Source organism: Paraburkholderia silvatlantica (assembly GCF_003096715.1).
In the GTDB taxonomy this organism is placed as follows: domain Bacteria; phylum Pseudomonadota; class Gammaproteobacteria; order Burkholderiales; family Burkholderiaceae; genus Paraburkholderia; species Paraburkholderia silvatlantica.
Genome location: NZ_QEOL01000003.1, coordinates 433,794 through 447,056 on the forward strand (window position 1 = coordinate 433,794; position 13,263 = coordinate 447,056).

Consider the following 13,263-nt stretch of genomic DNA (forward strand, 5'->3'; position numbering starts at 1 on the left):
GCTACCGGGCCGAGACCGGTGCGCGTTTCGCCAAATAATTCTCGAAATAGCGAGTTTGTAGCGTTTTGGTCGGGGGGCGCAGCATATTCTGCCGAGCCCCTTTTTGCCCCAGTCGTTTCAATAGCCGCGCGTCCGGTCGATCAGGCCGAGCATCGGCAAACCGTCGCGGTGGCGGCGGATGTTCTCGAGCACGACATCGACGGCCGTTTCGGGGCGCGTGGCGCTCGCAATGTGGGGCGTGAGGCGCACGCGCGGATGTGTCCAGAACGGATGTTCGGGCGGCAGCGGCTCGGGATCGGCCACATCGAGAATCGCGTTGCGCAGATGACCACGGTCGAGCGCATCGAGCAGCGCCGGTTGGTCCAGTTGCGGCCCGCGCCCGACGTTGATGAACGACGCGCCCCGCGGCAGCTTCGCGAAGAGCGTGGCGTCGAGCAGGCCGCGCGTCGCTTCCGTGAGCGGCAGCAGGCAGACGAGGATATCGGTGCGGGCGAGGAACGCGTCGAGCGCCTCGGCGCCCGCGTAGCATTGCACGCCGGGCAAGGTGCGCGGCGAGCGGCTCCAGCCCGCGCAGGCAAAGCCGAAGAGGCGCAGGCGTTCGAGCACCGCGCTGCCCAGCATGCCGAGTCCCAGCACGCCCACGCGGCGCGACGCGGCGGGGCGCACCGGCAGGGCGCGCCACACGCGCTGCTGCTGTTGCAAGGCGTAGTCGAACAGATCGCGGTGGATGGTCAGGACCGACTGCGTCGCATACTCGACCATCCCTTCGACGATGCCCGGCTCGATCATCCGCACCACGGCGATGTGCTCAGGCACACCCGAGAGATCGAACTGGTCGATGCCCGCGCCCACGGAAAAGATCACTTCGAGATTGGGCAGCGTGCGCGCGGGGTCGTCGGGCGGCTGCCACGCCGCGAGATAACGCACGTCGGCGGCCTCGCCGGTATCGGGCCAAAGGCGGAAAGGGATCTCGGGAGCCTTGAGCGCGAAGAGCTGCGCCCATTGCTTGCCGCGCTCGGGGTCGGCCTTGTAGAGGAGCGTCATGAAGGCGGTTCCCGCGCTCAGCCTAGCGCCTGATTGACGATGGCGAATTGCAGCACGGCCGGATCGTGCGCGGGCTCGCCGTTGCGCGCCATCTTCGCGACCGTGTCGACGCGCGCGAGGCCGATCGATTCGAGCCAGGGGCCGAGGCCCTGCTCGTCGGGCGTATCGAGCCGCGTGAAGGCGCCTGCGTTGGCGGCGAGGCGGTCGGCGATCAGCGCTTTGGCGCGCTGCATGTGCAGGCCGTCGTCGGCAGCGACGGCCACCGGACCGATCGCATGGCCGCGGCCGAACGGGCGCAGCAGCGCAAAGCCGCGCACCGTGTCGCCGCGCACCAGCGCGACGCCCCGGGACACATCGAGCAGCGGCGGCACGAGTGCGCTGCGGTCGAGTCCGCTCGCGCGCGACGCGAGTTCGATGAGGCGCGGCGTGTCGCCCGGTTCGAGCGGCCGCAGGCGCTCGCCCGGCGGCGGCTCGACAATGGGCGCCGTAAAGCTGTCGCCCTGGTGCTGGTGCAGCAGGCCAATCTTCCTGAAGCCGAGCTTTTCGTAGAGCGGCTCGCCTGCCTCGGTGGCATGCAGCACGGTCATGCGCGTGCCAAGCGCTTCGAGCAGGCGCTCCATCAGCATCCGGCCGATGCCGCGGCCTTGCTCGCCGGCCGAGACGATCACGAGCCCAAGCGTCGCACCCTGCTCGCCCCAGGGCCAGCACAGCGCCGTGCCCACCACGGTCTTGCCTTCGCGAACCACGAAGCCGTGCCCGGCCGCGGCGGCGAAACGCCAGTCGTCGCTGCGATGGGGCCAACGGAATTGCAGGGAAAGCGCGTGGGCGCCCTCGATGTCGGATTCGGTGAAAGTCTCGCAGACGAGGCTCGAGGACGCGGGCTGGCCGGACACGGAGGGCTCCTTGGTCGGAATTTCGATGGCTCACTTTGACAGGACGCGCGTGCCGGGAATAGGACGATCCTGCTGCGCGGCCGATCGAATCCGGGTTTGAGTCCGCTCCTGAGTCCGCCTGCGTGTCCGCCTGTGCGTCCGCCAATCAAGGTCCGCTGCCGCGGGCCGTACGTACCGTCAAGTGGTTCGACACCGAGGTGACGCCGCGCACCGAGCCGGCCGCGTCGCCGGCCCGCGCGATCTGTGACTGGTGCGGTACCGACCCCGTCAAGGAGACGACGCCGCTGTGCGCCGTCACATGGATGTTGGCGAAATTCAGTCCCGTGGTGCGCGTGAAGGCCCGGCGGACATCACGCACCAGCGCGCTGTCCGATCTGCCCGATGGCGCGCTCGCGCCTTCCTGAGCGGATGCCTCGCCGGGCCCGCTCGCGGCCGCTTGTGCATGCGCATAACCCGCGCAGATCGCGATGGCTGCGAAGACCAGCGTGCGGACGATTTGGCGTTTACCGTTAGTTTTCATCCTTCTTCCCTTTGCCAGGTTCTGCAGGTTCCCCAAGGTCGCGCGCCCGCCGCCTGGAGAAGTGCATTGAAAACAAGCGGCGGATCAGTACGTTGTAGGTGAAATCTCTGGCAAGGAGAAGAAGGCTGCCGGGAGGCCGCCGACAACCCATGGCGCATGCGTGGACGGCGCCTCCTTCGCAGCGCTTACTTTCCTTGCAGGAGCAGGCCGAGCGGCGCGAGCGGGCCCACCGGCAGCAGATCGAACGCGAGGATGCCGGCCTGGGCGAGCGGCAGCGTATCCAGCGTGGCCTTCACATCGTCGACCGAGCCCGAGCTCATGAGAAACACCACGCCCGGCTTGTCCTGGCGAAACCAGTACTGCTCGATTTTGTCGTCCAGATAGAGCTTGAGCGTGGCGGGCACTTCGTGCGGCATGATCTCGTCGCGCTGTGCGGGCGTGAGTTCCCTGACAATCGATCCAATGGCGAGAACTTTCATGGCAACCTCCTTGATTCATGTTTGTTGCGACTTGCAACGCGATTGAGTGTATCGTTGGGGTCTCGTCGGCTGTACTGTCACAAACGACAACTTTAGAGGCATTTACGCCATGCGCATTTCTGTACTGGCTCTCGATGGCGTGTTCGATACGGGGCTCTCCGTCACGCTCGACGCGTTCTCGGCTGCAAACAAGCTTTCGGCCGCGGCCATGGGCGGCGTTCCGCGTTTCGACGTCACGCTCGTGGGGGTGAGAAAGCGGGTGCGCTCGGCTCACGGTTTCGTGGTGCCGGTGCAGCCGGTCGCGCGGGACGCGAAGCCCGACTGGGTGATCGTGCCGGCATTGGTGACGCTGTCCGCGCAGGATTTGATGCAGTCGTTCGAGCGCCGGGACGTCGAAGAAGGCATGGCGCGTTTGCTCGAATGGCAAACGGGCGGCGCGCGAGTCGGCGCTTCGTGCGTGGGGACGTTCATCCTCGCGGAGGCGGGGCTGCTCGATCATCGTGAAGCCACGACCAACTGGTCGCTCGCGCCGTTCTTCCGGCAACGCTATCCGCATGTTCAGTTAAACGAGTCGCGTATGCTCGTGCCTTCGGATATTGGCGTCACGGCCGGCGCAGCGATGGGGCATCTCGATCTCGCGCTCTGGCTGATCCGCTCGGCGAGCCCCGAACTCGCATCGCTCGTATCGCGCTATCTGCTGGCCGACATCCGCTCTTCGCAGGCGCCGTACATTATCCCGAATCATCTGGCGCAAGCCGATCCGCTCATTCAGCGCTTCGAACAATGGGCGAGAAAAAATCTCAAGTCGGGATTCTCGTTGCAGGACGCCGCGAAGGCCCTGGCAACGAGTTCGCGTTCATTGCAGCGCCGCTGCCAGGAGGTGCTCGGCAAGTCGCCGCTGGCGTACTTTCAGGATTTGCGGGTCGAGCACGCGCAGTCGCTGCTGCGCAGCGGCAAGCTCGACCTGGAAAGGATCGCCGCCGAAGTCGGTTACGGCGACGGCGCAACGCTGCGCAGCCTGTTGCGGCAGCGGCTGGGAAGAGGCGTACGGGAACTGCGTAGCGACTTGTTATGAACGAGCGGCCCTTCTATGGCGCAACGCCAAGCACCGTGAGATGCATCTCGCGACGCTCGACAAAGCCCAGCGTGCGATAGAGGGAAATGGCGCCGTGATTCGATGTGAGCACGTGCAGGAAGGGTGTCTCGCCGCGCGCGCGGATTGCCGCCATCAGCAGCTTCATGAGGCCCGCGGCGAGCCCTTGGCCCCTGAAGGCCGGGTCCACGCATACGGCGCTGATCTCGGTATGCCCTTCGATCTTCATGCGTTCGCCGGCCATGGCGACGAGCTTGCCCTCCCTGCGCACGCCCAGGTAGCCGCCGAATTCGATCGTGCGCGGGCCAAACGGGCCGGGCTGCGTTGCCGCGGCCAGTTCGAGCATCTCCGGCACGTCACGCTCCGTTAGCCGCACGTGCTCCAGCGCGATAGGTCCAGGCGCTTCGCCTTGCCAGACCATTTGCAGCAGCGTGGCGTGCCGGATCAGCGCGAAGCCGGCGGGTGGCTCCACGGCATCCAGCGTGGTCAGAGCAACGGGCGCGTGCTCTTCGATCAGTCGCGCCAAGGCGTCGAACGATTCAGGCGAGGTGTCGGTCATCGCCGCAAAGGGGGCGACGGCTGGCGCATACCGCACCGCACGATCGTTGCCAACGGCAAGATGGCGCTGGCGGCCGGTCAGCGCGTGCCCCGGCACGTTGTCCAGCGCGGGCGTGCTGCCCGCAGGTTTCGTTGCCAGCACATCGAACATGATTTGCGCTCTGGGAAGGGATGGGGACGGTTTGCGACGATAGTCTAGACGCGGCGCGTTCGGCGTACCACGGCCGAACGCGCCAACTTTGGCGTCATTCGCGCCAATGCCTTTCGTTACGCACCGCTTGCCAGCGCTTCGAGCACGGTGTCCAGTTCGACATGCCCGCGAAGGATTTCGTCGGCGGCCTTCGAGAAACAGATCCAGCCCTCGTTGAATCCGTCGAGCATGCGCATACGCGGCAAGGGATGCTTCATGCCTTGTGACAGAAAGCGCGACTCCCATTCCTGCCGGTCCACCGCCACCGCATGCACAGGCCTGCCAAGCACGCGGGCAAACGCGCAAGCCATATCGTTGGCACTCACGCGCCGCGGGCCCTCCAGCTCGACCACGCGTGTGCCGCTCCACGTCTGCGTGAGCAAGTCGGCGGCGAGGCGGCCGACGTCTGCGGTCGCGACCATCGGCACAGCCTGGTCGAGCGGTTGCAGGTAGCTCTCGATCACGCCATCGTCGCGTGCGCGCGCGACATCCCATGCAGCGTTCTCCATGAACCAGCCGGGCCGCAGGAACGTCACCGGCACGGGCAGCGCGGCTAGCGCCTCCTCCATCAACGAGAGTTGCGTGAGCAGGTTGCTTTCCTGCGCCTGTGCGCCGATGGTCGACAGACAGACGACCTTCGCGGGCCGTGCCTTGTGAAGCGCGGTGCAAACGGCATCGATGATCGCACGCGATTCCGGGAAGCCCGGCGAAGGGTCGAACTGCGGAGGCAGCAGGATGAACACACCCTGCGCGCCGCTGAAGGCGGCGGTAAGCGCTGAAGCGTCTTCCATGCTTGCCGTGGCCAGCTCGCATCCTTGTGCTTGCCACGACGCGGCGCGCGCAGCGTCGCGCACGACCGCCCGCACCGGTTGCCCCAAGGCGAGCAGCGCACGGGCGAGTGCGCCGCCCACTTTTCCGGTAATGCCTGTAATTGCGTACACTTGAAACCCTCCGCATGCGACGACGAGATTCTCAAAAAAAACGGAACGCGATGGCAGCAAGGTGCTGCATGGTTTCGTTTCGATGAGACGCATTCTGGACGCAGGGCGGCCGAAGCTAAATGCCGCGAAGGGCACTACATCAGTGACTCGGGCGCACGAATCGGATGACCGGCCCATCATCGCCAAAGGCTGCCGGGGGGCCGCCGTACCGGCTGCCACTGGAACGACGACATTGAGAACAACGACACTCGAGAACATTTCCGGCGCGATCAGCGTGTTTGCCGCCGTTGTCGACGCGGGGACGTTTGCCGCCGCGGCAGACGTGCTCGGCATGTCGCCGCCAGGTGTGAGCCGCGCGATTGCGAGGCTTGAGAAGCGGCTCGATATCCGGCTCTTCAATCGCACGACGCGATCGATTTCGCTTACCGAAGGCGGGCGCCGTTTCTACGAGCAGGTCGTCCCGCATCTCGCGGGGCTCGAGGAAGCGGCCATCGCGGCATCGGGCAATGCGTCGGCGGTGCGCGGCAGGTTGCGCGTGAATCTGGACCCGGTGTGCTACCGGGCGATTCTCGGCGCGGATCTCGACCGGTTCATGGATGCCCATTCCGAACTCGAGATCGAACTGATTGCGAGAGATAGCCTTGGCGACCTGGTTGCGGAGGGCTTCGATGCCGCGATGCGATTCGGCAAGCCGAGATCCTCCACGCTGGTCGCCCGCAAGCTGCTCGATACCGCCGTCGTGACGGTCGCGGCGCCGGCCTATCTCTCGCGCTGGGGCAGGCCGCTGCGCCCCGAAGATCTCGAAGGCTCCGCTCACCGATGCCTCGAATTCCGCGACCCCGAGACCGGCAAGCCCTACCCCTGGGAGTTTCATCGCAAGCGCAAGCATGTCGTGGTGGCGACGAACGGGCGGCTCACAGTGAACGATCCGGGCGCATTGCTCAATGCGTGTCTGGCCGGTTCCGGCATTGCGCAAATGCTGCTTCTCGGCGCCGAACCTCTGATTGCCGAAGGCAGGCTGGTGAACCTGTTCCCCGACTGGCCCGACGAACGCTTCCCGCTATACGTCTACTATCCGTCGCGCCACTACACGCCCGCGAAGACGCGCGCATTCATCGATTTCATCGTCGCCTGGGCCGCTGGGCATTGATTGCGGCGACATCACAGCGGAGTCGTTCCCTGGTGAGCCAGGTCGACAAGCCGGAGCCGCGATTCGTGCTCAGTGCTTGCCCGGGAACGAGAACGTCGCACGCGCGCTGCCGTTGCCGGCGACGTTTACGCGCTGCGTCCTCGTGACCTCGTTATACGTGGCGGTGATCGTATAGCGTCCGGCAGGCAGCCGCACGAGCATGTACGGACCGTGCGAACGCGTGTCGAGCACGGACGTGCCGTCGGCGCCCGCGATCTGCACGTGCACGTCCGCAACATAGCTCGAACCGGGACCGGTAAACAGCATCGAGAGCGGCCACTGACTGCGCGCTTGCCGCAGCGCGGATGACTCGTCGCGGCCTACCCCGCCGGAGACGAACGAGATGTCGCCTTGCTGCTCCGTTTGAGGCATGCCCGTTTGCGCGAGTGCGCCGCTTGTCAGAGCGAATGCGCACGCCGCGGAGAGCAGGGTCGAAGCGAATCGGGAAGCCTTGCGTTGCCTTTCCATCGTGGTCACTCCTTACAGTGATGTCGATTTCGCGCGCGGCAGCGTGAGCGCTGCCGCTAGCGCAGGCCTCGTAACAGGTTAGCTTTTTTCGGCCCGCAACGCGCTCTGGACGCCGCGTCCACAGGGCGCCACTTCGAACTCGCGAGTGCCATGCAAATCACATCGAATGCCGACTTTCCGTTGCATCCGCAACAATTGCATTACGGAAAAATTACGTTTAACTGTCTATTCCGGGACTTTCATGCGTGTTAGCTACCGCCAGCCGGGAAAATACCGAGATAAAAGTCCGTAAGGCTACTCAATAGTTTTTATATGATTATTTGGAGTTTTGCTACATCGACCGGCGAGGCTCACGCGGACATACAGAGGCAAACGTTTGCGCTGCGCAGCTCAACCGGTTTCCCCCGCAGGAAGTTTGCCGGTGCCTGACACGGCCGGCCGCTCTGCCAGACCCTGTTTACCGGTCTGATCAGTACTCCATAACGTACTCGAACTCTCGGAGAGACATATGAGGATCACCCGTTGGCCCACCGCCGCCGTGCTGGTTGCGATGGCCGCTACCGCCCATGCCGGCGACAGCAGCAACGACGTACCTTATCCATTGCCGATGCCGTTGATGGCCGTCCCCCAGAACCTCGGCGCACACGTTCGTGCCGACCTGCTGCTCAAGCGCATGACGCAGGACGAGAAGCTCCAGTTCATCCATTCCGAATATCAGATGAGCGCCGTGCCTGGCGGCGGTGCGGGCTATATTCAGGGCGTGCCGCGTCTGGGCATTCCCGACCTGAATATGGTTGATTCCGCAACGGGCTCGGGCAGCACGAGTCAGAAGAGCACGACCTTTCCGGCGACGATCGCGCTCGCGGCAAGCTGGGATCCGTACCTCGCGCGCGACTTCGGCGCACGCGTAGCCGACCAGTTGCGCGAGCAAGGATTCGGCATGGGTCTGGGCGGCGGCACGAACCTCGCGCGCGAACCGCGCGGCGGGCGCCTCTTCGAGTACCTCGGCGAAGACCCCGTGCTGGCGGGCGAAATGCTGGCGGCGCGCACTATCGGCACGCAAAGCCAGCAGGTAATCGCGACGATCAAGCACTACGTCGGCAACGAACAGGAAACGGGCCGCCAGGGCGGCAACAGCCAGATCGACGAGCGCACGCTGCGCGAACTTTATCTGCTGCCGTTCGAAATCGCCGCGAAGGAAGCGCGGCCAGGCAGCGTGATGTGCAGCTACAACCGCCTGAACGGCACCTACGCGTGCGAAAACACGCATGTGCTGACCGACGTGCTGAAGAAGGACTGGGGATTCCAGGGTCAGGTGCAGTCGGACTGGGGTGCGGCGCATAGCACGGCCCCGGCGATCAACGCGGGCCTCGACGAGGAAGAGGACGTGGGCCCGACGGTCTACCTCACGCCCGATCTGGTCAAACAGGCGATCGCCTCGAAGGCGGTCTCGCAGGAACGTCTGGACGACATGGTGCGGCGCAAGCTCTATGTGATGATCAGCACGGGTGTGCTGGACCATCCGGCGCAGGGCGGCGCCACGATCGACTTCGCGAAGTACAACGCGTTCACGCAAGCCGCGGAAGAGCAATCCATCGTGCTCCTGAAGAACGACAACAGCCAGTTGCCGCTTTCGGCGTCGAGCCTGCACAAGATCGCGGTGATCGGCGCTCACGCCGATGCGGCCGTGCTGACTGGCGGCGGCTCGGGCAATACGCGCGATCCGGTCACGGGCAACTTCCCGGGCTGCGGGGGGCTCACGTTCGCTTCGTCCACGGGCTGCGGCTGGTGGACTAACCCGTGGCTCAAGCTCAATACGCCTATTACCCAGGCGATCCAGCAGCTCGCGCCTTCGGCGCAGGTGGGCTTCGCAGGCAACACCGACCAGACGCAGCCGTTCCGCGCTTATACGCAGCAGGAGATTACCCAGGCCGCGACCCTCGCCAGCCAGTCCGATGTCGCGATCGTCGTCGTGGCGCAGCCTGCCGGTGAGGACTTCGGCGATCTGCAAAGCCTGGGCCTCGCGAACCCGTCGAATCAGGATCAACTGGTCGAGGCTGTTGCGAAGGCCAACCCGCGCACGATCGTGATCATCGAAAGCGGCAATCCGGTACTGATGCCTTGGAAGGACCAGGTCTCGGCAATCGTCGAGGCATGGTATCCGGGCGAGGGCGGCGGCAAGGCGATCGCGAACGTGCTGTTCGGTCAGGTGAACCCTTCGGGCAAGCTGCCGGTCACGTTCCCGGCGCACGATCAGGACACGCCGACGTGGGGGACGAACGGCGCCTTCGCGAGCGATCCCGTGTACTCCGAAAAGCTGGACATGGGCTATCGCTGGTATGACGCGAACAACATCACGCCGCTTTACGAGTTCGGCTATGGCCTGTCGTATACGCACTTCAGCTATTCGGGACTGACGGTGAAGCAGGGCCCGGGGCATACGCTCACGGCGTCGTTCACGGTGCGCAACGACGGCCGCGTAGCCGGTGCGGAAACGGCACAGGTGTATCTGGGCGTGAGTTATGCAGGCGAGCCGCCGCGTCGGCTGGCTGGTTTCCAGAAGGTGTTCCTGAAGCCGGGCCAGTCGCAGCCGGTGCGCGTGACGATCACGGAACGTGCACAGAGCGTTTGGGACACGACGCGTAGCGACTGGGCCTATGTGCCTGGCAGCGCGGTGTATGTGGGCGCCTCGTCGCGCGATATCCGCCTGCAGAGCCGGTAAGAAGGAGGGCACAAAGAGGCTGCGTTTGCGGCCTCTGTTTTCTATTCTGGAAAACGGCCGGCTCGCGAACGTTTGCGAGCCGGTTCGACATTAAATTCGCAATACTTTCTTTTTCTATCATTCGCGCGCACAAGAACGTAAATGCGTACTCCCGCAAACATAAATGCCTTCCACGGGTAATCCCCATTCATTCAGAACAGGGAATGCGGGTAGACTTGGCCACCCGTCCGTGGGCCTTCCTCCGTTTGCGTGTTTTCCAGATACACGCCGTCACACTTTACTGTGACTTTGTCTCGTAGTGCCGCGCGCACGCGACGCATGGAAGCTGAACCAAGAAGAATACTAAATCAGCCATGAGACTGATCACACGTGCTGTGAACTGGCTTACCGAAGGCAACCGCCGCGGTCGAATCGTTGTGGTGCTCGTCACTGTGTGGGTGAGTGCCGTAGCGGCGGCCGCGCACGCTCAGCATTCCCGTGCTGCCCTTGCTGCGATAGCGTGGTTCGTCGCTGCGCTCACTTGCACCGGCATGCTATTGCTGCTGCGCCACTGCCGGCGTCTTGCCGCCCGTTTGCGTTTGAGTGAGGAGCGTCTTGGCCTCGGGTTCGAGGGCATCAATGCTGGACTATGGGACTGGGACCTGGTCCGCGACCGTGCCTACTATTCCCGCTATCTTTATCAGCAACTCGGCTATGACGACGGCGACCTCCCCATGGACACCCGCGCTTTCAATGCGCTCGTGCATCCTGCGGATCTGCTCCGCTTGCGCGGGGCCATCATCGACCACCTGAAGCACGACAGCCTCTACGACGTCGAGTACAGGCTGCGAATGGCCGACGGTCAATACCTGTGGTGCCGGGGACGCGGCAAGGCCATACGCGATGAAAGCGGCCGGGCCACGCGCATCGTCGGTTGTCTCTTCGATATCTCCGGGCTCAAGCGCGCAGAAGCGGCCGCCGCGAAGGAAAAGAGCCTCACCGAAGCCACTCTCGCTTCGATAGACGACGGTGTGATTCGCATGGACAACCAGGCTAGCGTGACCTATTGCAACGCCGCCGCCGAGCGCATGCTTGGGCGTCCCAGGCGCGATATTTACCAGAAGCCGTTGTTCGACGTCTGTGATCTCTACGACGAGCGGTCCGGCGATATCGTTACTGCTCAATGCCTGCACAACCGTGCAGCTGCAGTCGACGACGCGCAGCGCCGACTTTCGGTGACGCGCCCGGACGGCTCGCTCCTGCCGGTAGCCTGCTCTGTGGCGACGATCCGCGACGACGAAGAGGAAATGCTGGGCACGGTAATGGTGCTTCGAGACGCGAGCACGGAGCGCAAGCATGCCGCCGAGCTCGAATATCAGGCTACGCACGATCATCTGACGGGTTTGCTGAATCGCCGCGAATTCGAGCGCCGGCTATCCGGCTTGCTCGAGGAGGCCGGGACACGCCCGCATGCGGTGATGTTCCTCGACCTCGATCAGTTCAAGGTCGTCAACGATACGTGCGGCCACGCGGCCGGCGACGAATTGATCCGCAGTGTGGGCAGCGCCTTGAAACAACAATTGCGCGCTGCCCATATCCTCGCACGGCTGGGCGGTGACGAATTCGGCGTCGTGCTGCCGGAGTGCTGTATCGACGATGCCATGCGGGTCGCGGAGGATCTGCGGGAGGCCGTGACGGTCATCCGGCTACCCTGGGACCAGCGTTTGTTGACGACTGGCGTGAGCATCGGTGTGGTGGAAGCGGACGCCACGCAAATCTCGACGTGGGACATCATGAAGGCGGCTGACGTCGCCTGTTATATGGCCAAGGAAAAAGGCCGCAACCGCGTGCATCAGTACTGCCTCGAAGATCAGCTCCAGTCGACCACCCATACGCAGATGGAATGGGTGGCCCGCGTGAAAGCGGCGCTCGAGCACGACCGTTTCCGCCTGTACGCGCAACAGATCAAGTCGCTCAAGGAGGGCGATGCTGGCGAGGAGATGCACGTCGAGTTGCTGCTGCGTATGGTCGACGAATCGGGTGATGTGATTCCTCCCGCGTACTTCATTGGTGCCGCTGAGCGCTTCAACTTGATGCCGCTCGTTGATCGATGGGTGATCGGCCGTGCTTTCGAAGCCATCGCGGCGGGCCATCTTGCGGCAAACGTCTGGTCGATCAACCTCTCCGGCGCGTCGCTCGGCGACGAGGACTTGCTCGCGTACATCGTCCAGCAGCAGCAGCGCTGCGCAATCCGCTTCGAAAGCGTCTGCTTCGAGATCACGGAAACGGCCGTGATCACCAATCTCTCGAAAGCGATTACCCTCATGGAGAGCCTGCGCGCACTCGGTTGCCGATTCGCACTCGACGATTTCGGCTCCGGCATGTCCTCGTTCACTTACCTCAAGCGCCTGCCCGTGGACTATCTGAAGATCGACGGCAGCTTCGTGCGCGGGATTGCCAGCAGCGACCTCGATCGGACGATCGTCCAGTCCATTCACCAGGTGGCTCACGCAGCGGGCAAGGCGACCATCGCCGAGTTTGTGGAAAGCGAGGCGATTATCGGGCGCCTCAGCGGGATTGGCATCGACTACGCGCAGGGGTTTTGTGTCGGGTTACCCCAGCCGCTTCCCGAAGGAGTCGTTCAGACCGTCAGCGCTTGACTGCGCTCGAATCCGATTGTGCGGCGGTCCGGGTGCAGCAGCGGTTCCCGATTTGGTGACAGAAGGGATCACCTCGCACGCGTTGGTGCCGGTGGATCCCGATAGGCCGGCAATGCGATTCGAAATAGTTGGCGTAGCGGCCCCCAAAAATAAATATTCGAAAGTCGCTTGACGATATCCGGAATGACCCGCATAATTCGCCTCCTTCGCTGATCGCTGCGAACGAAAACGAAGCGATTAAGACGAATTGCTCTTTAAAAATTTACAGCCGATAAGTGTGGGCGCTTGATGCGGTGGCGGCCTGGTTTCGTTCTTTGGAGCGGGGCCGGGAGAAGCAAAGGTATCAAGAGTCTCACACTAAAGTAAGTCAGGTTTCTGGATTTATTCTGAAACCTGTCAGCTTTGAGTGAGCGACCGGTTCTTAACCGAACCGAAAACAGTAACAGGCATTGAACTGAAGAGTTTGATCCTGGCTCAGATTGAACGCTGGCGGCATGCCTTACACATGCAAGTCGGACGGCAGCGCG

The 13,263-nt window shown here is 63.7% G+C and carries 11 protein-coding genes and 1 rRNA gene; 5 read left to right on the forward strand and 7 right to left on the reverse strand.

The genetic code is table 11. The features are described from left to right. Window positions 1-117: 117 nt before the first annotated feature. The 4 genes from C7411_RS06385 to C7411_RS06400 form a co-directional block, all read right to left on the reverse strand. Complete coding sequence (locus C7411_RS06385; protein ID WP_110388126.1) at window positions 118-1,044, reverse strand: 2-hydroxyacid dehydrogenase; 927 nt, start codon at window positions 1,042-1,044, stop codon at window positions 118-120. A gap of 17 nt (window positions 1,045-1,061) precedes the next feature. Continuing rightward, window positions 1,062-1,937 carry a GNAT family N-acetyltransferase gene (locus tag C7411_RS06390; RefSeq protein WP_181431402.1) on the reverse strand — a complete coding sequence of 292 codons (876 nt, stop codon included), beginning with the start codon at window positions 1,935-1,937 and terminating at the stop codon, window positions 1,062-1,064. A gap of 145 nt (window positions 1,938-2,082) precedes the next feature. After that, the gene (locus C7411_RS06395) at window positions 2,083-2,457 is read right to left on the reverse strand and encodes a BON domain-containing protein (RefSeq protein ID WP_110388128.1); all 375 of its coding nucleotides are present in this window, start codon (window positions 2,455-2,457) and stop codon (window positions 2,083-2,085) included. Window positions 2,458-2,642: 185 nt separating this feature from the next. Continuing rightward, window positions 2,643-2,936 carry a hypothetical protein gene (locus C7411_RS06400; protein ID WP_110388129.1) on the reverse strand — a complete coding sequence of 98 codons (294 nt, stop codon included), beginning with the start codon at window positions 2,934-2,936 and terminating at the stop codon, window positions 2,643-2,645. Window positions 2,937-3,045: 109 nt separating this feature from the next. On the opposite strand from C7411_RS06400, the gene C7411_RS06405 reads away from it, so the two are divergent. Further along, on the forward strand, window positions 3,046-4,011 hold the full coding sequence (locus tag C7411_RS06405) for a GlxA family transcriptional regulator (protein ID WP_110388130.1): 966 nt from the start codon (window positions 3,046-3,048) through the stop codon (window positions 4,009-4,011). 13 nt (window positions 4,012-4,024) lie between these two features. On the opposite strand, the gene C7411_RS06410 is transcribed toward C7411_RS06405, so the two are convergent. Together C7411_RS06410 and C7411_RS06415 are read right to left on the reverse strand one after the other, a co-directional pair. Then, on the reverse strand, window positions 4,025-4,738 hold the full coding sequence (locus C7411_RS06410; RefSeq protein ID WP_110388131.1) for a GNAT family N-acetyltransferase: 714 nt from the start codon (window positions 4,736-4,738) through the stop codon (window positions 4,025-4,027). Window positions 4,739-4,854: 116 nt separating this feature from the next. Further along, window positions 4,855-5,718 carry an NmrA family NAD(P)-binding protein gene (locus C7411_RS06415; RefSeq protein WP_110388143.1) on the reverse strand — a complete coding sequence of 288 codons (864 nt, stop codon included), beginning with the start codon at window positions 5,716-5,718 and terminating at the stop codon, window positions 4,855-4,857. A 232-nt stretch (window positions 5,719-5,950) separates the two neighbouring features. Here C7411_RS06415 and C7411_RS06420 point away from each other — a divergent pair, with 232 nt between their 5' ends. Next, window positions 5,951-6,868 (forward strand): LysR family transcriptional regulator, encoded by a 918-nt coding sequence (locus tag C7411_RS06420; RefSeq protein ID WP_110388132.1) that lies wholly within the window; start codon window positions 5,951-5,953, stop codon window positions 6,866-6,868. A 69-nt stretch (window positions 6,869-6,937) separates the two neighbouring features. Here the strand turns inward: C7411_RS06420 and C7411_RS06425 are convergent, their stop codons facing one another. Next, window positions 6,938-7,375, reverse strand: a complete 438-nt coding sequence (locus C7411_RS06425; RefSeq protein ID WP_110388133.1) for a carboxypeptidase regulatory-like domain-containing protein — start codon at window positions 7,373-7,375, stop codon at window positions 6,938-6,940. A gap of 508 nt (window positions 7,376-7,883) precedes the next feature. Here C7411_RS06425 and C7411_RS06430 point away from each other — a divergent pair. From C7411_RS06430 to C7411_RS06445, 3 genes are all read left to right on the forward strand, one after another. After that, the gene (locus tag C7411_RS06430; protein WP_110388134.1) at window positions 7,884-10,097 is read left to right on the forward strand and encodes a glycoside hydrolase family 3 C-terminal domain-containing protein; all 2,214 of its coding nucleotides are present in this window, start codon (window positions 7,884-7,886) and stop codon (window positions 10,095-10,097) included. A gap of 536 nt (window positions 10,098-10,633) precedes the next feature. Next, window positions 10,634-12,736: an EAL domain-containing protein gene (locus C7411_RS06435; RefSeq protein ID WP_165822754.1), complete on the forward strand. Its 2,103-nt coding sequence runs from the start codon at window positions 10,634-10,636 to the stop codon at window positions 12,734-12,736. Window positions 12,737-13,187: 451 nt separating this feature from the next. Continuing rightward, window positions 13,188-13,263: ribosomal RNA gene (locus C7411_RS06445) — 16S ribosomal RNA — on the forward strand; the annotation flags it as partial.